Raw genomic sequence first — 20,796 nt, 5'->3', positions numbered from 1 at the left:
ATGACGGCCTGAACGATCCGATGTCACGGGGGCGTGCTACCCCTGGGAGGCGCTCCGGGGCCAGCCCTCGTGCGCGCGAGCGCGAGGCGGCCTCAGCGCCCCGTGCTGGTGGCCTCGAGCACGCCCCGGTACACCTCGTCCACGACGATGTCGCACCCCACCGACGACAGCGCAGCGCGATCGCCTGGACCGTAGACCCGGAGCACCCAGCTCCCGTCGGCCTGGCGCGCGAAGACCTCGACGCGAGGCGCCTTCTGCGACGCCAGGACGACCTCTCGGATCGACGCCACGGTCTGGTAGTGCGCAAACTTGTCGCCGCGATCGTACGCCTCGCTCGAATCGGAGAGGACCTCGAGCACGAGCACCGGATTCAGGAGCGTGTCGCGCCGATCATCCTCGAACTCGGGGCGGCCGCAGACGACCGAGCCGTCCGGGTAGACGTAGCGATCCGCGGAGGGGATCTTGATGCGCATGTCGGAGTTCAGCGCCATGCACCCGCGCTCGCCCAGCGCATTGCCGAGCAGCCGGCCGATGTTCGCGGCGATGGCGCTGTGCTCGAACGTGCCGCCGGACATCGCGAAGATCTCGCCGCCGGCGTACTCGTGCCTCACCTCCGATGCGCGCTCGAGCTCGAGATACTCCCCTGGCGAGAGCTTCCGCCGCGGTGCCGCCACGCCCATGCGCGACAGTGTCGCGCGCCGGACTGGAGATGTCCACGCGCAGCCAGGCGAGCCGCCGCGGGCCAGCGTGGGGCCGCCGGGCCGCGCACTGCGCGGCGAGACCGTCCACCTCTCCCCGCGCCGGTGATACCGTCGTCCTCGCGATGGATCGCACGATCGTCGACGAGGGCAGCTCCTCCCGCGACCCCGGCGTCGTGCCGCTCCCCCCGGGCGCCCTCGGCCACGCGCCGGGCGACGTGCTCGACCGCCGCTACCGGCTGCGCATGCGCCTCGGCCGCGGCGGCTTCGGCGACGTCTGGCGCGCCGAGGAGCTCTTGCCCGACGGCGCCCCGTTCCGCGACGTCGCCCTCAAGCTCCTCTGCTCCGACTTCGCGAACGCCGCGGACTGGGCCGACGAGGCCAAGCTCCTCGCCTCGTTCCGCCACCCCTCGCTCGTCACGATCTACGCCGCCGGCATCCTCCACGGCGCCCCGAGGACCCCGTTCGTCTCGATGGAGCTCCTCGAGGGCAGGAACCTCGCCGACCTGATCCGTTACCGGCGCCGCATCCCCTGGCGCCGCGTCGTCGCCTGGGCCCGCGACGTCGCCGGCGCGCTCGACGTCATCCACGCGCGCGGCGTCGTCCACCTCGACCTCAAGCCCGCCAACCTGTTCCTCACGCAGGACGGCGCCCTCAAGGTCCTCGACTTCGGCATCTCCCGGCGCGCCGGCGCCCCGCCGGCCGGCCCCGCCTCGCGCGTCCCCGGCGCGCCCCAGACCGCCGGCCTCGGCGGCCCCGGCAGCGGCCCCGCCGCCGGCGAGCACGGCACCGCCTTCCTCGCCGAGCGCGACGTCTACGCCTCCACCCGCCGCGCCTTCGCCGGCGCCGACAGCCCCGCCGCCGCGCGCAACGTCATCGGCACCCCGGGCTTCATGGCCCCCGAGGTGCTCGAGATGGCCGAGCCCACCGCCGCCACCGACGCCTACGCGCTCGCCGTCTGCATCGCCCAGCTCACGACCGGCCGCCTCCCGCACGACGTCGCCGACGAGCCCGAGGACTGCTCCGACCCCGCGAGCGTCACCGCCTGGTGGACCGAGCTCCGCGGCGCCACCCTGCGCGGCGCCATGCGCGACCTCGGGCGCGACCCCGCGCGCCTCCCGCGCGGCCTCGTCGCCCTGCTCACGCGCCTGCTCTCCGTCGACCCCGCCCACCGCCGGGTCGCCCCGGGTCGCCTGAAGCAGCTCCTCGACGAGGTCTGGGAGCGCCCCCACGGCGTCCCCGACCGCCCGTACCGCGGCCTCGCCCCCCTCTCGTCCACCGACGAGGGCCTCCTGTTCGCGCGCGACGACGACACGGCGCGCCTCGGGCGCGAGCTCGAGTTCGAGCCGTGCATCGTCCTCCAGGGCCCGCGCGGCGCCGGCAAATCCTCGCTCGCCTCCGCCGGCCTCGTGCCCCACCTTGCGCGCCGCCACGCCGACCACAAGGACGACTGGATCGAGGCGCGCCTCACGCCCGGCGACGACCCCGACGCCGCGCTCGCCAGCGCCCTCGCCGCCGTCTCGCCGGACCTCGAGGCCGCCGACGTCGACGCGCTCGCCCGCCACTGCATGGCGTCCGCCGTCGGCGTCGCGCTCGTCGTCGACCCCATCGCCCCCCTCGGCGCCGGGCGCCTCGCCGCCCTCGTCGCCGCGCTCGCGACAGGCGAGGCGCGCCGGGGGCTCCGGCTCATCGGCGTGCTCGACGAGGCCGACGAGCGCGCCGCCGCGCTGCTCGCCACGCCCGCCGGCGAGGGCCTCCGCGCCGCGCTTCGCTACGTCGGCCTGCCCGCCGCCGCCGCCGTGAAGGACCTCGTCGCCGGCCCCGCCCGGCTCGCCGGCGTCGAGGTCCACGGCCTCGCCCAGGTCGCCGCCGAGGTCCAGCGCGAGCTCCGGGGCGGCGGCGCCGCGCTGTCGTTCGTGGCGCTCGCCCTCGCCGACTGGTGGGAGGCGCGGGGTGAGCGTCTCGCGCGCGGCGCGCGCGACGCGCGCGACGCCCTGAGCGGCGAGGCGTGGCAGGAGCTCGGCGGCGTGCGCGGCGCCCTCGCGCGCCACGCCGACGCCGCCGTCGCGGCCCTGCCCCCGGAGGCCCTCCCGATCGCCGACGAGGCGCTGCTCCGCCTCGCCGCCGTCGACGGCTCGCGCGTCCGCTGGGTCGAGGCCGAGCTCGTCGAGGCCGTCGCCGCCCCGCCTGCCGACGTCGTTCGCGTCCTCGACGCCCTCGAGCGCGCGCGCCTCCTGAGCCGCCGCGACGGCGCCGTCGAGCTCGCCCACGAGGCGCTCGCGTCGAGCTGGCCCCACCTCGCGTCCATCCGCGCGCGGCACATGGACCGGCTCATCCTGCTCGAGCGGCTCCGCGAGGCCGCCGACGTGTGGGACCGCTCCGGCGAGCACCCCGACTTCCTCCTGCGGCGCGACCTGCTCGACCAGGTCGGCGCCGTCGACGTCGCGCGGCTGCCGCGGCGCGAGCAGGCCCTCGTGCGCGCGAGCCTCCGGCGCGCCCGCGCCCAGCGCGCCCGGAAGCTCGGCGGCTTCGCGGCGCTCGGCCTCGCGGTCGGCGCCGCCTTCGCCGCGGAGCGCTGGGTCGCCGCGCGCCAGGCCAGCGCCGAGGCGGCGCGCCGCGCGGCCGAGGAGCGCGCCGACCTCGCCGAGCTCACCGGCAGGGCGCGCCGCGCCGAGGACCCGTACCACCGCGCCGCGTGGATCACCGCGGCCCTCGCGCGGCGCGCCGACGACGCCGCGCTGCCGCTCGACCTCGCGACGGCGGTCCTCGACCTGCCGCGCGCGCACTTCCTCACCGTCGACAGCGTCGTCGGCCCGGCGCTCCCGTGGGACGACCGCTGGGTCGTCGCCGGCGGCCCCGGCGGCGCCCTGCTCGTCGCCGACCTGCGCCCGCCCGACCCGCAGGTCATCGACGACGTCCCCCTCGACGCCGATCCGGACACCGTGGCGCGCGTCGGGGCCCCGCGCGTGCTCGCCCTCCGGCCGCACGACGCCCCGCACGTCGAGCGCGTGCCCTTCGCGTTCGACACGGCGCTCGCCACGCGCTCGGTCACCGGCGAGGTCCGCGTCTTCCGGCTGCGGGAGGGCGGCACCGTCGCGCTGGCCGCCGTCGCGCCGGTGCGCTGCAGCAGCGCCGTACACGCGGCCGAGGCGGCGCCCGTCCTCGCCTGCGCGACGGACGGCGGCGTCGCGCGCTGGGACCTGCGCCGCGGCGCGGGCGAGGGCGCCGTCGACAGGCACCCGTTCCGCGGCAACGTGCTCGGCGTCTCCCCCGACGGCGCCCGCGTCGCGGCGGTGCTCGGGCGCCGCGCGCTGCTCTGGGCGCCGGGCGCCGACGCCGGCGCGCCGGCCGCCGCCGCGATCACCCTCGCCGCCCCCGCCGTGCTCGGGCGGTTCAGCCCGCGCGACCCCGCGATCGCGCTCGTCCAGCAGGGCAGGACGTCGATCTACGCCCTCGACCGGCCCGACGCGCCGCTGTTCGAGCTCGACACCGACCCTGCGCCCGCCTCGGCCCGCTGGGACGCCGGCGGGCTCGACCTCGCCGTCTGCGGCGGCGGCGGCGCCGGCGGCGCCTGGCACTACCTCCGCGAGGGCGGGCGCGCCGCGACCGACCCGCCGCCCGAGGGCCCGCCGTGCGAGCCGCCCCCCGCCGCGCGCGCCCCGCGCACGCTGCGCGCGCGCGCCGAGGCGTCCGACATCGCCGGGCGCCACGTCGGCCCGCACGTCCTCCTCGGCGCGTGGCGGCTCCCCGACCGCCGCGTGCTCACCCGCGACCTCGTCCTGTTCAGCCCCGGCCCGCCCGCCGCCGATCGCCTCCTCCGGTTCGAGGGCCTCGATCCGCAGGGCGGCCCGGAGATCCGCGACGCGAGCGCCTCGGCCGCCGCGGTGCTCCGCGCGGGCGGCGCGGTCGCCGTCCAGCTCGGCGGCGAGGTGCGCCTCTACAGCGACGCCACGCGGCGCCGCACCGCCGCGCGGCGGGGGCAGCTGCTGCGCGCCTGCGACGACGGCCGCCTCCTCTCGTACCGCCGCGACGAGGGCGCCTGGACGCTGTTCGACGCGGCGACCGGCGAGCTCGCCCTGGCCGTGCCGAGGGCGCCCGGGTTCGTGCTCGGCGTCGACGCGGCCTGCCGGACGCTGTTCACGCAGGAGCTCGACGGCAACCTGATCGCCACGTCGCTCGGCGACCTCTCGTCGCGCACGATCGCGGTCACCGACGGGTACGTCTACGAGGCGCGCCCGAGCCCCGCGCGCGGCGACGTCGGCCCCGGGCTGCTCCTCGCGTTCAGCTCGGGCGCGGTGGCGCGCGTCGACGAGGCGCGCGGCGAGGTGCGCGTCCTCGGTTACGCCACGCCGCGCGCGACGGCGATCGCGGACGGCCCCGCGCCGGGCGACGTCGCCTTCGCCGACGCGACGGGCGTCGTCGTGGTCCGCCGCGCCGGCGTCGCCGAGCGGGTGCTGGACGGCGTGACAGGGGCCGAGTGGGAGGACATCGCCGCCGCGCCCGACGGCAGGACCCTGCTGCTCTCGTCGGCCGACCGGCTCGCCGTGCTCGATCTCGACCGGCGCGAGATCGTCGGCGCCATGCCCTCCGAGGGCCGCGAGCGGCTCGCCCCCTGGGACGCCGAGGGCTCGGTGCTCTCGTGGGCGTTCGGCCGCGTGGGCGGGCCGAGCGGCCTCGTCGTCCCCCGCGGGCTGCCGCTCGCGCGGCGCGTGGGAGAGGCCGTGTCGAACCTGAGGGCCGAGGGCAAGCGGCTCGTCGCGCGCCAGTGAGCTCAGCGCGGCTGTCGCGACATTGTAAGGCGCCCGCTCACCTGCGCGGCGCGCGGGGGCGAGGGGATTGGATCCGGCTGGAAAACGCCGTACGCTGCTGGAATCGTGTCAGCGCCCGAACCGTGTCAGAATGCCTCACTGTTCCTGTGCATCACGTTCTTCCCGAGCGAGCGGCTGGCCACAGCGGTGCTCCGGCTGGTGTCCAGCTTCTGCGGCATGGTGCTGGACGACGCGAACGTGAGCTCGAGGTTCTACATGGCAGCGCACGAGCTGGCCGAGAACATCACCAAGTATTCGGCCGGCCCCCGCGTCAGCCTAGAGCTCGCGCTGGAGGAGGGCGAGAGCTCCTGTGTCATGAAGATCCGCGCGCGGAACGAGGCGTCTCCGGAGCAGCTGCGCGAGGTGGAGCGGCGCCTGCTCGAGCTCAAGACGGCGACCGATCCGGTGAAGCACTACGATGATCTCATCTGTGAGACCGCGATGCTGGAGGGGGTGTCGGGGCTCGGCCTCGCGCGGGTGCGGGCCGAGGGAGGGCTCGACGTGGACTACAAGATCGAGGGAAACGAGCTCACGATCATCGCGCACGCGCCGGTCGGGAGGTGGAGGGTAGATGAGCAGCTTGAGGGTTGAGCCCGTCGTCACGGAGAGCTTCGGGATAGAGCCGGCGCTGAGGGAAGACACCCTCGGCGTGAGGCTCACCGGCACGGGCGACATGGCGGCGGTCGCGCCGCTCGGCACCTTCCTCAAGGACCTCCACGCCGAGGCGGCGCGCCTGCGCGTGGGCGCCATCGAGTTCGATGTGAGGAATCTTTATTTCCTGAACTCGAGCTGCCTGAAGGCGTTCATCAGCTTCATCTGCGGCCTCGCGGGCCAGGGGCTCCGGTGCAAGGTCCAGTTCGTGACCGACGCGCGGCTCGGCTGGCAGCGGCGGAGCCTGACGGCGCTCGAGCGCATGTCGCCGGACGTCGTCTCGATCACGGAGACCTGAGCCCAGAGCCGCAGGCCATGACGACGAAGCGCCGGACGATCGCCCTCCTGATGGACTACGTACGAGGCGAGTACCAGTCCGAGGTGCGCTTCGGGGTCGAGCGCGCCGCCGAGACGCACGACGTCAACCTCCTCGTCGCCTTCGGCGAGACGCTCGACGTCCCCGGCAACGCCGCGTCGGCGCAGAACAGCATCTATCACCTCATCGGCTCCGAGACGGTCGACGGCATCATCGTCGCCTCGACGACCCTCTGTCATCACGTGGGCATCGAGGGCATGCAGCGGTTTTGCCGCTCCTACGCGCCGCTGCCCGTCTGCAGCGTCGGGATGGCGATCGAGGGCGTCCCGAGCCTCGTCGTCGACAACGCCCTCGGGATCGACATCTCCGTCGGGCACATGGTCGACGATCACGGGCGCCGGCGCGTCGCGTACATCGGCGGGCCGGCCAGCAACGAGGAGGCCGAGGTGCGCGCCAGGGCCTACTGGCGGGCGCTCGAGGCCCGATCGCTGCCGCGCGACGAGCGCCTCGCCGCGTCCGGCGCGTTCACCATCGACACCGGCCGCGCCGCGATGCGCGAGATCCTGGAGCGCGGGGTCGAGCTCGACGCCGTGGTCGCCGCCAACGACAACATGGCCCTCGGGGCGATCGAGCTGCTCGAGTCGCGCGGCCTGAGCGTCCCGAGGGACGTCCTCGTGTGCGGCTTCGACGACGCGGTCATCGCGCGCTTCGCCAAGCCGTCCTTGACCACCGTCCGCCAGCCCATCAAGCGGCTCGGCGCGCGCGCCGTCGACACGATCCTGCGCATGATCGACGGCGCCACCGTCGCGGAGCGCAGCCACTTCCCTGTCGAGCTCACGCTGCGCGAGTCCTGCGGCTGCGGCTACCAGGCCGAGGCCGCGCGCGCCGGGCGGCGCGCCGCGCTCCCGCCCGCCGCTCAGCGGGGCGACCTGGAGCGCCAGCTCGAGAAGAGCGTCGCGATCCCGGCCGGCTCGCTCCACGGCTGGGCCGGCGAGCTCCTGTCGGCGCTGGAGGAGGAGCTCGCGGGCCGGGACGGCCGCTTCCTGCGCGCGCTCGAGGCGCTGCTCGACGCAGCCGGGCGCGAGGGCGCGATCCTCGAGCACTTCCAGGGCGTGATCACGCTGCTCCGCGATCGGTTCCAGCCCGGGCCCGGCGAGCGGCGCGACGCCGCGCTGCGCGAGGCCCTCGAGCGGATCTGGCACGCCGCGCGCATCCTCATCGGCAGCGCGTCGGTGCGCGCCGAGGGGCAGAAGCGGCTCCACGTCGAGCTCGCCTCCCTTTACCTGAGCTGGAGCGCGCGGAGCTTCTCGACCTGCCTGAGCCTGCCCATCCTGCGGCGCATGATGGCGTCCGAGCTGCCGAGGATGCAGTTCTCGCGCGTCGCCGTCTCGCTCTACGACGACGCGCACCGCGCCATGATGAAGCCCCTCTTCCTCATGGAGGGCGCCGCGGAGGTCGAGCCCCCCGCGGTCCGCTTCCCCGCGCGCGGCCTCGCGCCGCCGGGGTTCTTGCGCGAGGGCGAGCGCTGGAGCGTGGTCGCGCTCCCCGTCGCGTTCGGCGACACGGAGAAGTTCGGCGTCGCGGTGCTCAACAGCGGCGCCAACGAGCTCGTGTACGACGCGCTGCGCCTCCAGATCGGCTCCGCAGTCAAGGCCGCGGCGCTGCACTGGGAGGTCGTGCGTCAGGTCGAGCTGCGCGAGCGGCTGGAGCAGGAGAAGGTGCGTCAGGAGAGCGTCGTCGCGGCGCGCATCCAGACGACGCTCGTGCCGCCGCAGCTCTCGATCGAGGGCCTCGACATCTGCGCCGTCATGAGGCCCGCCGCGGAGGTGGGCGGCGACTACTACGATGTCCTCGCGACGGCCGGGGGCGGCTGGCTCGGCATCGGCGACGTCGCGGGCCACGGGCTCGCGGCGGGGCTCGTGATGCTGATGATCCAGAGCATGATCTCGGCCCTGACGCGCAGCGATCCGGAAGCCAGCCCGGGCGAGCTCGTCTCCGCCGTCAACGCGGCGGTGTACGACAACGTGCGCAGCCGCCTGAAGCGGGATGAGCACGCGACGCTGCTGCTGTTACGGTACGAGCGCTCTGGACGCGTGACGTTCGCGGGGGCGCACGACGACATCATCGTCTGTCGCGCCCGCACGCGGCGTTGCGTGTGCATCCAGAGCTCCGGCGTCTGGATCGGCGCGCTGCCCGTCATCGACGCGATGACGCGAGACGCCGAGTTCCACCTGGAGGACGGAGACGTGCTCGTACTGTACAGCGACGGTGTCACCGAAGCCCGAAATCCGCACCGCGAGCAGTTCGGCCTCGAGCGGCTCTGCGCTGCGATCGAGTCGGCCCAGGCCGCGCCCGTCGAGGCGATCCGCGACCGCATCCTCCGCGACGTCGACGCCTGGTGCCCGAGCCCCGATGACGACATCACGGTCGTCGTCGCGAGGTACAGCGCGCAGCGCTCCTTGTCTCCCGTGACCGCCGGCTCTCCTACATGAGCGCCGCGTTCCGTCCGGCGCGCAGAAGGGATTGGATCCGGATCGAGAAAGCCGTACGCTGATCCAATCGTGTCAGTGTCCGAACCGAGTCAGAACGGCTCACTTTTCTTGTGTATCACGTTCTTTCCGACCGAGCGGATGGCCAACAGCGTGCTTCGGCTGGTGTCCAGCTTCTGCAGCATGGTGCTGGACGACGCGAATGTGAGCTCGAGGTTCTACATGGCCGCGCACGAGCTCGCCGAGAACATCATCAAATATTCCAGCGGGCCCAGGGTCAGCCTCGAGCTCGCCGTCGAGGAGGGCGAGAGCGCGTGCATCATGAAGATCTGCGCGCGCAACGAGGCGTCTCCGGAGCGGCTGCGCGAGGTGGAGCGGCGGCTCCTCGAGCTCAAGACGGCGCCTGATCCGGTGAAACATTACGACGATCTCATCATCGAGACGGCCACGCTGGAGGGGGTGTCGGGGCTCGGCCTCGCGCGGGTGCGGGCCGAGGGAGGGCTCGACGTGGATTACAAGATCGAGGGCAACGAGCTCACGATCATCGCGCACGCGCCGGTCGGGCGATGGAGGGTAGATGAGCAGCTTGAGGGTTGAGCCCGTCGTCACGGAGAGCTTCGGGATAGAGCCGGCGCTGAGGGAAGACACCCTCAGCGTGAGGCTCACCGGGACGGGCGACATGGCGGCGGCCGCGCCGCTTGGCAGCATCCTCAAGGACCTGCAGTGGGAGGCGGTGCGCCTGCGCGTCAGCGCCGTCGAGTTCGACGTGAGGGCCCTCTACTTCCTGAACTCGAGCTGCCTGAAGGCGTTCATCAGCTTCATCTGCGGCCTCGCGGGCCACGGGCTCCGGTGCAAGGTCCAGTTCGTGACCGACGCGCGGCTCGGCTGGCAGCGTCGGAGCCTGACGGCGCTCGAGCGCATGTCGCCCGAGCTCGTCTCGATCGCCGACACCTGAGCCCAGAGCCGCAGGCCATGACGAAGAAGCGCCGGACGATCGCCCTCCTGATGGACTACGTGGGAGGGGACTACCAGTCCGACCTGCGCTTCGGGGTCGAGCGCGCCGCCGAGGCGCACGACGTGAATCTCCTCATCGCCTTCGGCGAGACGCTCGCCCTCCCCGGGACGGCCGCGTCGGCGCAGAACAGCATCTATCACCTCATCGGCTCCGAGACGGTCGACGGCGTCATCGTCGCCGCCGCCACGCTCTGCCACCACGTCGGCGTGGAGGGCATGCGCGAGTTCTTCCGGGCCTATCCGCCGCTGCCCGTCTTCAGCATCGGGATGGCCATCCAGGGGATCCCGAGCGTCATCGTGGACAACGCCTTCGGGATCGAGCTCGCGGTCGGCCACATGGTCGACGTCCACGGCCGCCAGCGCGTCGCGTACATCGGCGGGCCGGCCAACAACGAGGAGGCGAAGGCGCGCGCCGACGCCTACTGGAGGGCGCTCGCGCAGCGATCTCTCCCGCCCGACGAGCGCCTCTTCGCGTTCGGCGCGTTCACCATCGACTCGGGGCGCACCGCCATGCGCGAGATCCTGGAGCGCGGGGTCGACATCGACGCCCTCGTCGCGGCCAACGACAAGATGGCGCTCGGGGCGATGGAGGAGCTCTCCGAGCGGGGGCTCCGCGTCCCGGACGACCTCCTCATCGCCGGCTTCGACGACGCCGCGATCGCGCGCTTCTCCAGGCCGTCCTTGACCACCGTCCGCCAGCCCATCAAGCGGCTCGGGGCCATCGCCACGGACGTGGTGATGCGCATGCTCGACGGCGAGCACATCGACGAGACGACGCTCCTCGGGGTGGAGCTCACGTGCCGCGAGTCGTGCGGGTGCGGCGCGCAGGCGAGCGCCTCGCTCGTGCCCCCGGGCCCGCTCACGCGCGGCGGCGCGCTCCACCTCGCCGGCCAGCGCGAGTCGCTGGAGCGCGCGCTCCGGAGGAGCGTGATGATCCCGACCCGCCTGATCGACGGCTGGCCCGGCAAGCTCCTCTCGGCGCTGGAGGAGGAGCTCTCGGGGGCAGACGCGGGCGCGGGCCGCTTCCTTCGCACGCTCGAGGCCATCCTCGACGCGGCGCGGCGCGAGGGCGCGATCGTCGAGCACTTCCAGGGCGCGATCACGGTGCTGCGCGAGCGGCTCCGCCGGCCGTACGAGGACGGCGCGGACGCGGAGCTCCACGACGCGCTCGAGCGGATCTGGCACGCGGCGCGCATCGTCGTCGGGAGCGCGTCGGTGCGCACCGAGGGTGAGAAGCGGCTCAGCGTGGAGCTCGCGTCGCTCTACCTGAGCTGGAGCGCGCGGAGCTTCTCGACCTGCCTCAGCTTGCCGGTCCTGAGGCGCGTCATGACGTCGACGCTGCCGGGCCTCGAGCTCACCCGCGCCGCCGTCTCGCTCTACGACGACGACGACCCGGAGCGGGCCACCATGAAGCCGCTCTTCCTGATGGAGGACGGCCGCGCGGTGGAGGTGCCGGAGGTGAGCTTCCCGGCGCGCCTGCTCGCGCCCCCTGGCTTCCTGGACACGCCGGAGCGCAAGACCCTCATCGCGCTCCCTGTCGCGTTCGGCGACGCCGAGAAGTTCGGCGTCGCCGTGCTCGACAACGGCGCGAACGAGCTCGTCTACGACTCGCTCCGCCTCCAGCTCGGCTCCGCGGTCAAGGCCGCGGAGCTGCACCGGGAGATGGTCCGGCAGGTGGAGCTGCGCGAGCGCCTGGAGCAGGAGAAGATCCGCCAGGAGAGCGTCGTCGCGGCGCGCATCCAGACGACGCTGGCCCCCGAGCAGCTCGCCGTCGACGGGCTCGATCTGTGCGCCGTCATGCGGCCGGCCGCCGACGTGGGCGGCGACTACTACGACGTGCTCCCGACGGCCGGGGGCGGCTGGCTCGGCATCGGCGACGTCGCGGGCCACGGGCTCGCGGCGGGCCTCGTGATGCTGATGATCCAGAGCATGGTCTCCGCGCTGACGCGCAGGGACCCGGGCGCGAGCCCCGGCAAGGTGCTCTCGGCGGTCAACGCGGCGGTGTACGACAACGTCCGCAGCCGCCTGCAGCGGGACGAGCACGCGACGCTGCTGCTCCTCCGGTACGAGCGGAGCGGGCGCGTGACGTTCGCCGGGGCGCACGACGACATCATCGTGTGCCGCGCGCGCACGCGCCGCTGCGTCTGCATCCCGAGCACGGGCGTCTGGATCGGGGCGCTCCCCTCCATCGAGGCGATGACGCGAGACGCCGAGTTCGTCCTCGAGGACGGCGACCTGCTCGTGCTCTACAGCGACGGCGTGACCGAGGCGCGCAACGCGCACCACGAGCAGTTCGGGCTCGAGCGGCTCTGCTCCACGATCGAGGCCGTCCAGTCCTCGTCCGTCTCTGCCATCCGCGATCGGATCCTGCGGGACGTCGCGGGCTGGTGCGCGAGCCCCGACGACGACATCACCCTGGTCGTTGCGAGGCACCGCGCCCTCCGCCGGACCTGATCGCCCCCGCGCGCGGCTGCGGACGGCGCGCGGCTCCGCCCCGCTCGGCTGTCCGCACTGTCTGCGCGAACGCCCACATGTCGTACGTCAGGCGAGGGGGATTGGCTCCAGTTCGAGAACCACGTACCCTGAGGCAAGGTGTGTTAGCTTCCGAACCGACCCAGAACGCGTCACCGCTCTCGTACAGCGCGTTTCTCTCGTGTAAACGGATGGTTACCGCGGTGTCGCGACGCTCGGGGCTCGGCCTTGTGCGGGGGTGCGCAGGCGGCGGGCGCGGCGTGGATCACTGGAACGGCGGGAGCGATCCGACGATCGTCGCGCGGGCGCCGTTTGCGGAGGTGGAGGGTAGATGAGCAGCTTGAGGGTTGAGCCTGTCGTCACGGACAGCTTCGGGATCGAGCCGGCCCTGAGGGACGACACCCTCAGCATCAAGCTCAGCGGGACGGGCGACATGGCGGCGGCGCCGTCGCTCGGCATCTGCCTGAAGGCCCTCCAGGCGGAGGTGATGCGCCTCTCCATCAACCTCGTCGAGTTCGACGTGAGGGCGCTTTATTTCCTGAACTCGAGCTGTCTGAAGGCGTTCATCAGCTTCATCTTCGCGGTCGCGGGGCAGGGGATGAAGTGCAAGGTCCAGTTCATCACGGACGCGCGGCTCGGCTGGCAACGACGGAGCCTGACGGCGCTCGAGCGCATGTCGCCCGATTCCGTCTCGATCGCCGACGTCTGACCCGAGAGCCGCAGGAATGACGAAGAAGCGCCGTACGATCGCCCTCCTGATGGATTACGTGCGTGGCGAGTACCAGTCCGCGGTGCGGATCGGGGTGGAGCACGCCGCCGGGATCCACGACGTCAACCTCGTGATCACGGTCGGGGAGACGCTCACCGGCCAGGGCGCCTCGGAGTCCATCCAGAACGGCGTCTACCACCTCGTCGGCGCCGAGGCGGTGGAGGGCGTCCTGATCGCGTCGGCGACGCTCTGCAATCACATCGGCGTCGAGGGCATGGAGCGCTTCTGCCGGGGCTACGCGCCGCTGCCCATGTGCAGCATCGGGATCCCGCTGGAGGGCATCCCCAGCATCCTCGTCGACAACGCGCTCGGCATCGAGCTCGCGGCCGGCCACCTGCTCGACGACCACGCCTGCCGGCGCGTCGCGTACATCGGCGGCCCGACGAACAACGGCGAGGCGAGGCTGCGCCTCGACGCGTACCGCAAGGCGCTCGCCGCGCGCGCGCTCCCCTGGGACGAGCGCCTCATCGCGAGCGGCGACTTCACCATCGACAGCGGCCGCGGCGCGATGGCCGAGATCCTGGACCGCGGGGTCGAGCTCGACGCCGTGGTCGCCGCCAACGACAACATGGCCCTCGGCGCGATCGATCTCCTGAAGGCGCAGGGCCGGAGCGTGCCCGGGGACGTCCTCGTGTGCGGCTTCGACGACGTCGGCGTGGCGCGCTACACGAAGCCGTCGCTGACCACCGTGCGCCAGCCGATCAAGCGGATGGGGGAGATCGCGCTCGAGACCGTGCTGCGCATGCTCGACGGCGCGCCGGTGCCCCTGCGCAGCGTGCAGCCGATCGAGCTCACGCGGCGCGAGTCCTGCGGCTGCGCGTACCAGGCGCTCGCCGCCGGGCGGCCGCTGGCGAGCGCCCCTCCGCGCGCCGCCGTGAGCGCCCCGCCGCGCGCCCCGGCGAGCGCCCCGCCGCGCGCCGCGGCGAGCGCGCTCGCGGGCGGGCGGGGGGAGCTGGAGCGCGCGATCGAGCAGGCCGTGGGCATCCCGGCCGCCTCGTTCGACGGCTGGACCGGCGAGCTCCTGTCGGCGCTGGAGGAGGAGCTCGCGGGGCGCGAGGGGCGCTTCCTTCACGCGCTGGAGCGCGTGCTCGAGGCCGCCGGGGGCGACGGGGTGTTCCTCGACGTGTTCCAGGGCGCGATCACGCTGCTGCGCGCGCGGATCCGCCGGCCGGACGATCCGGCCGGTGCCGCGGCGGGCGACGGGCTCGAGCAGCTCTGGCACGCGTCCCGCGTCCTCATCGCGCGCGCGTCCGTGCGCGCCGAGGGGCGGCAGCGCCTCGACGTCGAGCACGCCGCGATCGACCTGAGCTGGAGCGGCCGGTGGTTCTCGACGTGCCTCAGCCTGCCGCTCTTCAAGCGCATGCTGGCCTCGGAGATGCCGAGGCTCCACTTCACGCGCGTCGCCGTCTCGCTCTACGACGACCCGGACCACGCCACCCTGAAGACGCTCTTCCTGATGGAGGACGGCCGCGAGGTGGAGCCGCCCGCGGACAGCTTCCCTGCCCACCTCCTCGCGCCCCCCGGGTTCCTCAGCTCGGGCGAGCGCAGGAGCGTGGTCGTGATGCCGCTGACGTTCGGCGACGCGGAGGAGTACGGGGTCATGGCGCTCAACACGGGCGTGAACGAGGTGGCGTACGACGCGCTGCGCCTCCACGTCGGCTCGGCGCTCAAGACGGTGGCGCTGCACCGGGAGATGGTCCGGCAGGTGGAGCTGCGCGAGCGGCTGGAGCAGGAGCGGGGGCGCGAGGAGAGCGCCGTCGCGGCGCGCATCCAGACGACGCTGGTGCCGGAGCAGCTCGACGTGGAGGGGCTCGAGCTCTGCGCGGCCATGACGCCGGCGGCGGAGGTCGGCGGCGACTACTACGACGTCATCGCGACGCCCGGGGGCGGGTGGCTGGGGATCGGCGACGTCGCGGGGCACGGGCTCGCGGCGGGGCTCGTGATGCTGATGATCCAGAGCATGGTCTCGGCGCTGACCAGCCGGGATCCGGGCGCCAGCCCGGGCGAGCTCGTCGCCGCGCTCAACAAGGCGATCTACAAGAACGTCCGCGGCCGGCTGAAGCGGGACGAGCACGCGACGCTGATGCTCCTCCGGTACGAGCGCTCGGGCCGCGTGACGTTCGCGGGGGCGCACGATGACATCATCGTGTGCTCCGCGCGCACGCGGCGGTGCGTGTGCATCCCCAGCACCGGCGTCTGGATCGGCGTGCTGCCCGCCATCGAGGCGATGACGCGGGACGCCGAGCTCGTCCTCGAGGACGGCGACGTCCTCGTGCTCTACAGCGACGGCGTGACCGAGGCGCGCAACGCGCACCGCGAGCAGTTCGGCCTCGAGCGGCTCTGCGCCGCGATCGAGGCCGCGCAGGCGGCGCCGGTCGAGGCGATCCGCGACCGGATCCTGAGGGAGGTCGAGGGCTGGTGTCCGAGCCCGGACGACGACATCACGGTCGTCGTGGCGCGGTACCGCGCGCCCGCGTAGCGCCCGGCGTTGCGGCGCGCGGCGGCGGGTGCGAGCATCCGCGCCCACCCCGGAGATCGCGCCATGACCCACCCTGATCCGCAGCTCATCGAGCAAGCGCTCACCGCCGTCGGGGCGCTGCGCGGGAGCGCCGTCGAGCACGAGGAGCGTTACCGGGGGCTGATCGACGCGGCGCACCCGACGCACAGGGCGGGCGCGACGAACCTGCTCCACTACCTCGCCGTACGGCAGCGCGACATCCGGGATCTCCAGCGGCAGCTCGCCTCGCTGGGCCTGAGCAGCCTGGGCCGGCTGGAGCGCTGCGCGCTCTCGTCCCTCGACGCCGTGCTTCGCGCGCTCGACGCGCTCGCGGGGCGCCCGGGGACGCGGCCCCCCGGCGCGTACCCCACGTCGTTCGACTCGGGCGAGTCGACGCTCGAGGATCACGCGCGGGCGCTGCTCGGCGAGGGGAGGCCGGGGCGCCAGACGCGGGTGATGGTGACGCTGCCCGGGGACGCGCGGAAGCGCGACCTGAAGCGGCTGCTCGAGGCGGGCATGGACGTCGCGCGGATCAACTGCTCGAAGGGGGACGCTGGCGAGTGGGCCGGGCTCATCGAGCGGCTCCGGAGCGCGTCGCGAGAGACCGGGTTCGCGTGCAGGGTCCTGTGCGACATCGCGGGGCCGAACCCGCGCGTGAGCAAGATCGCCGGGGGCCCGGCGCGCGTGGCGATCCCCGCGTCGGGCGGGAAGCCGCAGCTCTGGCTGTGCAAGGACCTGAAGGAGCTGAAGAAGGCGCGCGCCGCGGCGCGCGATGCCGGGGCCGACGAGGTGGCCGCGGTCGGGTGCACCATCCCGGAGGTCGTCGACGACCTGCGGCCGGGGCACCGGGTGTTCTACGACGACGGGCGGCTCGGCGGCACGGTCAAGCTCGTGGCCGACGGCGCCGCGCTCGTGGAGGTGGATTTCGCGCGCGAGGGCGGGGTCAAGCTGAAGCCGGGCAAGGGCCTGAACTTCCCCGACAGCGAGCTCGGGATCCCGCCGCTCACGCCGAAGGATCTCGAGGATCTCGACTTCATCGCGCGCCGCGCGGACATGGTGGGGCTCTCGTTTGTAAGGGCTCCTTCCGATGTGGAGCGGCTGCAGGCGGAGCTGGCCTCGCGCGGGGCCGCGCACCTCGGGCTCGTGCTCAAGATCGAGACGACGGCGGCGTTCCGGCAGCTCCCGCGGCTCCTGCTCACGGCGATGCGCAGCGAGCGCGTCGGCGTGATGCTCGCGCGCGGCGACATGGCCGTCGAGATGGGGTTCGTGCGGCTGGCGGAGGTGCAGGAGGAGCTCCTGTGGCTCTGCGAGGCCGCGCTGGTCCCGGCGATCTGGGCGACGCAGGTGCTGGAGAGCCTGAACAAGACCGGCGTGCCGACGCGCGGGGAGGTGACGGACGCGGCGATGAGCTCGCGCGCCGAGTGCGTGATGCTCAACCAGGGCGAGAACATCGTGGCGACCGTCGACTTCGTCGTCGACGTGCTCCAGCGCATGCACGAGCACCAGGACAAGAAGCGGGCGCTGATGCGTCCGCTCAGCGTCTCGCGCCTCGACTGAGCCGCCGCGCGGGTCGGAGCGGGCGCCGCTCCTGGGCGACGCGGCGCCGCGCGGGCAAGGCGGCCCGGCGCGGGTCAGTCGACGGACGGCACGGTCGCGTCCACCCGGGTGGGCAGCCCGCGCGCGCCGGCCGGCGCGCGGAACGTGGCGGCGGACAGCTCCCGCCGCATGCAGGTGGCCGCCTCGTCGTAGCGGGGGTCGGACGCGCTCCCGATGATCGTGGGCGCCACGATGTAGCCGTCGGCGTCGACGTTGAACTCCACCCGGATGACGTCGGGCGGCAGGATCTTCCCGTCCGGCCCGCGGCAGCGCTGTACGAGGTCCCAGTAGAGCTGGGCGCGCGCGGCCTTCTCGATGGCGGGGCTCGACATGTCGACCTGCACCGTGGGCGCGCCGATCTCGACGCGCGACCGCGGCGCGGGCGCGGGCTGCGGCGCCGGCTCGGGCGGGCGCGCGGACGGCTCCGGCACGCCGGTGCTCGTGCCGATCTTCGCGAGGGTCGCGCCGTTGCCCGTCATCGGCGGGGCCTGGCGCGCGGCGGCCAGGATCTCCTCGAGCGCCTCCGGCTCGGCCGAGCCCACCGCCGGCGCCCCGGCCGACCGGAGGCTTCCGCTGCGGTCGTCGAGGGGCGCCGCGCGGTCGCGCGCCCAGGGGGTGTGGGCCCCGGCGTCGGCCTGCGCCGGCGGCGCGGCCTGCGGGCGCTCGCAGGCCGCGAGCAGCGGGAGCAGGACCACGATCGCGGTGCGCACGCGGAGAGGGTCGATCGGATGCGCGCCGCGCGCAACCGCGTCGGGTCCGTCCTTCTCGCGCCCAGCGCCGCTCAGGAGCGGCGCCTCACACCTTGCCCGTGACCCTGTCCCAGGCGTGGCGCACCGCCGACTTCATCTGCTCCCAGGTGCCGGGGTTGCGCTCTTCCCAGGCCTTGCCCGCTTCGGTCTCGATGACCGACCAGTCGTGTCCCTTGAAGTTCTGGGACGTGCCGAGCTGGTAGCCGAACAGGTAGGCCGGTGCGACCTGCTCGTAGGCATAGCCGTGCTTCGCGTAGGCGCCGGCCTGGTAGTGCTGCCGGAAGTCGGCGTCGTACTGCTCGTATCCTCTCATCCCGTTGCTGCGCTGGGTCGCGCTGACCGGCTCGACCTGGACCTCCGTGTGGCGCAGCGTCTCGCGGATCTGCTCGGCCCTCTGCGTCACCGCCTTGCTGACGACGACCTCCTCGATGACGCGCGCCTTCTTCGCGATGACGGCCTCCTCGTCGGTCTCGACGAGCTCCACCGTGCCGCCCTGGAAGGTGTCGAGCGCCGCCGGCTGGACCGGTCGATCCACGGGGTGCCGCTCGACGTGGACATGCTCCTCGCGCAGCAGGACGGACTCCTCGACCGGCTGCTCGACCATGCGGCTCGACACGCGGACGCCGCCGCGGTTGACCTCGCGCTTGCCGACCTGGAGCTCCTCCTCGATCACGGGGACGGCGACCTGCTCCTTCAGGACGTCGGCCCGGACCTCGCTCGTCTTTGCGGTCGAGGCGGCCGTCCTCGTCGCCTGCTGCGACTTGCCGAGCTGCTGAGAGCGCTGGGACGGGGATACGGATCGTTCGCTGTTGTTCATGATCTGACCTCCATGCGTGTCACGGCCTCATCCGGCCATTCTTTCCCCTCGCGCTGCGCGAGGTGGGGGTTGCGGCCAGGGCCCGCGACGACGGGCCCTGAAGCACGTTCACTTCCCGTCGCGCCCGGGCGGGGGCACGCGCTCGACGCGCACGTCCTCGCTGCGGAGCGTGACGTGCTCCGGCGGGCTCATCTCGACCGAGCGCACCCGCGTGATACGGAGCTCTTCCTTGAGCACCAGGCGTTTCTCGACGACGAGCACCTCCTCCAGGACCGGGACGATCAAGGTGTCGCCCTCCTGCCGGGTCGCGGGCGCCTCCGTCACCACCTGATTGACCGCGACGCGCTCCACGAAGACGCGCTCGCGCGCGAGCGGCTCCTCGACCGCCTCGACCCGCTCGTGAACCTCCTTGGTGACGCGGACGCGTCCGGACTCGACGGTACGCTTCTTCACCTCCAGCTCCTGCGCGACGACGGGCACGATGAGCTCGTCGGTGATGTCCGCCTTCGTCTCGGAGGGTCCTTGTCGGCTGCTGGAGTTCTGCACGATGCCCCGGTGCGCGCTCGTCGGAGCGCAGTTGGCCACCCGCTGGAGTGCTCTCCGCGAGCGCTCCCGGGGGAGAGCACGGTCCGGGCCAGGCGCGGGCACGGGCGCAGGCGCGCCGCCAGGCGTGCTCGCTTACGCGCGCCGCTCACCACGCGAGGCATCCCGCCACACGCGCGGTAGGAAGGCGTCTTTACAAGACGCCCTGTCGCCGGGCTGTACGAGACCGGAGGTGATGGCCAGAAGGCCACACGTGGGACAAGAACGTGGTTTGGATGAGGGCATATCCTCGACGCGCGATCACGGGAGTGTCGAGAGCGGCAGCGTGGCGCGCTGCGCGCTCGCCGCCTCCTCCAGCGCAGCGCGGCTCGCCTGCCGGCGGAGCGCTCGCCCTCCGGGCCTCAGGCGCCGCGGGGGCGACGCGCTTGCCTGCCGCGCATCATGGGTCGCAGGGGCCGCCCGCCTGGATGGCCGGGCGGGCGAGCTGCTCCGCATCGTCCGCGGGTCTGGGCGCCTCTTCCGGTACGTCCGGCGCGATGCCGAGCGGGCGGCCGGCGAGCCCGCGCGCGAGGCAGACGAGGATGGACACGGTTCCCCAGGCGAGCGCGAGGGCGACGCCCGCATCGACGATCGCGCGGTACGGCGGGGACATCTGCCGCACGAGCAGGATGAGCGCCACGATGCCGGCGATGAGAGCCCAGGTCGCGATCAGCCGGCGGCGCGTCGCGTGGAGGAGCGCCATGCAGTAGAGCGGCGCCAGAGCCACGTGGAGCGGCCGCCGGTGCTCCGCGAGGTGAAGCGCGCGCGCGACGACGCGCGGCGAGAAGCGCTGCTGAAAGCCCCGGTACCCCTCGAAATAAACGATCACGACCGTCCACGCGATGAGCAGGATGAGCTGGCCCGTGGTGAACGTGTGAGTCGTCAGGACGCGGGCTGCCATGGTCCCGAGGCGGTAGATGGCCTCGATCAGGACGGCGACGACGCCGAGGACACCCCACAGGACGACGGCGAGGCGGCGCCGCTCTCGAACGGGCGGGCTCATCGCACCCACGCCGGATGGAGGGGTCTCTTGGCGGTGGGGCGCGGCCCGTGCGCCGCGCGCGCGAACAAGCGCTTCGGACGGTGCGCGGGGCAGCCGGATTGCCGCATGCCGCTCCATGCTAAGGGAGGAGCGCACCGCGTCAACCGGAACCTCGGGCCGAAGGCCGACGACCCGACCGAGGTTGGCGGACCCGAGCGACGACGGCCGACGACCCGACCGAGGTTGGCGGACCCGAGCGAGGTCGGCCGACGACCCGACCGAGGTTTACGGACCGAGGTTGGCCGACCCGAAGACGACCCGACCCGGGTTGACCTGTGGACGACCCGACCCGGGTT

At 73.6% G+C, this 20,796-nt stretch carries 15 protein-coding genes; 10 read left to right on the top strand and 5 right to left on the bottom strand.

The features are described from left to right. Positions 1–92: 92 nt before the first annotated feature. Positions 93–680: a Uma2 family endonuclease gene (locus tag WMF24_RS27995; RefSeq protein WP_437730461.1), complete on the bottom strand. Its 588-nt coding sequence runs from the start codon at positions 678–680 to the stop codon at positions 93–95. Between the two features lie 143 nt (positions 681–823). On the opposite strand from WMF24_RS27995, the gene WMF24_RS27990 reads away from it, so the two are divergent. The 10 genes from WMF24_RS27990 to WMF24_RS27945 all read left to right on the top strand — a co-directional run bounded on the left by WMF24_RS27990 (position 824) and on the right by WMF24_RS27945 (position 17,271). Continuing rightward, positions 824–5,467, top strand: coding sequence for an nSTAND1 domain-containing NTPase (locus WMF24_RS27990; RefSeq protein ID WP_437730460.1), 4,644 nt, complete (start codon positions 824–826; stop codon positions 5,465–5,467). A 105-nt stretch (positions 5,468–5,572) separates the two neighbouring features. Further along, positions 5,573–6,097, top strand: coding sequence for a hypothetical protein (locus WMF24_RS27985; protein ID WP_437730459.1), 525 nt, complete (start codon positions 5,573–5,575; stop codon positions 6,095–6,097). Then, positions 6,078–6,455: a hypothetical protein gene (locus WMF24_RS27980; RefSeq protein ID WP_437730458.1), complete on the top strand. Its 378-nt coding sequence runs from the start codon at positions 6,078–6,080 to the stop codon at positions 6,453–6,455. Before WMF24_RS27985 ends, WMF24_RS27980 begins: the two co-directional genes overlap by 20 nt. Before the next feature lie 17 nt (positions 6,456–6,472). Then, positions 6,473–8,965, top strand: coding sequence for a SpoIIE family protein phosphatase (locus WMF24_RS27975; RefSeq protein WP_437730457.1), 2,493 nt, complete (start codon positions 6,473–6,475; stop codon positions 8,963–8,965). Between the two features lie 138 nt (positions 8,966–9,103). Next, positions 9,104–9,559, top strand: a complete 456-nt coding sequence (locus tag WMF24_RS27970) for a hypothetical protein (protein WP_437730456.1) — start codon at positions 9,104–9,106, stop codon at positions 9,557–9,559. Beyond that, positions 9,540–9,917: a hypothetical protein gene (locus WMF24_RS27965; RefSeq protein WP_437730455.1), complete on the top strand. Its 378-nt coding sequence runs from the start codon at positions 9,540–9,542 to the stop codon at positions 9,915–9,917. The genes WMF24_RS27970 and WMF24_RS27965 overlap by 20 nt, the downstream gene beginning before the upstream one ends. A gap of 17 nt (positions 9,918–9,934) precedes the next feature. After that, complete coding sequence (locus tag WMF24_RS27960; RefSeq protein ID WP_437730454.1) at positions 9,935–12,430, top strand: SpoIIE family protein phosphatase; 2,496 nt, start codon at positions 9,935–9,937, stop codon at positions 12,428–12,430. Between the two features lie 349 nt (positions 12,431–12,779). Then, positions 12,780–13,157 carry a hypothetical protein gene (locus tag WMF24_RS27955; protein ID WP_437730453.1) on the top strand — a complete coding sequence of 126 codons (378 nt, stop codon included), beginning with the start codon at positions 12,780–12,782 and terminating at the stop codon, positions 13,155–13,157. Between the two features lie 16 nt (positions 13,158–13,173). Further along, complete coding sequence (locus WMF24_RS27950; protein ID WP_437730452.1) at positions 13,174–15,696, top strand: SpoIIE family protein phosphatase; 2,523 nt, start codon at positions 13,174–13,176, stop codon at positions 15,694–15,696. A 63-nt stretch (positions 15,697–15,759) separates the two neighbouring features. After that, the gene (locus WMF24_RS27945; protein ID WP_437730451.1) at positions 15,760–17,271 is read left to right on the top strand and encodes a pyruvate kinase; all 1,512 of its coding nucleotides are present in this window, start codon (positions 15,760–15,762) and stop codon (positions 17,269–17,271) included. Positions 17,272–17,345: 74 nt separating this feature from the next. On the opposite strand, the gene WMF24_RS27940 is transcribed toward WMF24_RS27945, so the two are convergent. The 4 genes from WMF24_RS27940 to WMF24_RS27925 all read right to left on the bottom strand — a co-directional run bounded on the left by WMF24_RS27940 (position 17,346) and on the right by WMF24_RS27925 (position 20,461). Continuing rightward, positions 17,346–18,020, bottom strand: coding sequence for a hypothetical protein (locus WMF24_RS27940; RefSeq protein WP_437730450.1), 675 nt, complete (start codon positions 18,018–18,020; stop codon positions 17,346–17,348). A gap of 85 nt (positions 18,021–18,105) precedes the next feature. Then, entirely contained in the window at positions 18,106–18,876 is a 771-nt protein-coding gene (locus tag WMF24_RS27935) for a YsnF/AvaK domain-containing protein (protein WP_437730449.1), read from the bottom strand. Between the two features lie 108 nt (positions 18,877–18,984). Next, the gene (locus WMF24_RS27930) at positions 18,985–19,461 is read right to left on the bottom strand and encodes a YsnF/AvaK domain-containing protein (protein WP_437730448.1); all 477 of its coding nucleotides are present in this window, start codon (positions 19,459–19,461) and stop codon (positions 18,985–18,987) included. 397 nt (positions 19,462–19,858) lie between these two features. Continuing rightward, a complete protein-coding gene (locus tag WMF24_RS27925) occupies positions 19,859–20,461 on the bottom strand; it encodes a hypothetical protein (RefSeq protein ID WP_437730447.1) in 603 nt (200 codons plus the stop codon). Positions 20,462–20,796: the final 335 nt, after the last annotated feature.

Origin of the sequence: Sorangium sp. So ce1335 (assembly GCF_051521615.1) — a bacterium.
In the GTDB taxonomy this organism is placed as follows: domain Bacteria; phylum Myxococcota_A; class Polyangia; order Polyangiales; family Polyangiaceae; genus Sorangium.
This window is presented reverse-complemented; position numbering and strand designations above follow the sequence as displayed.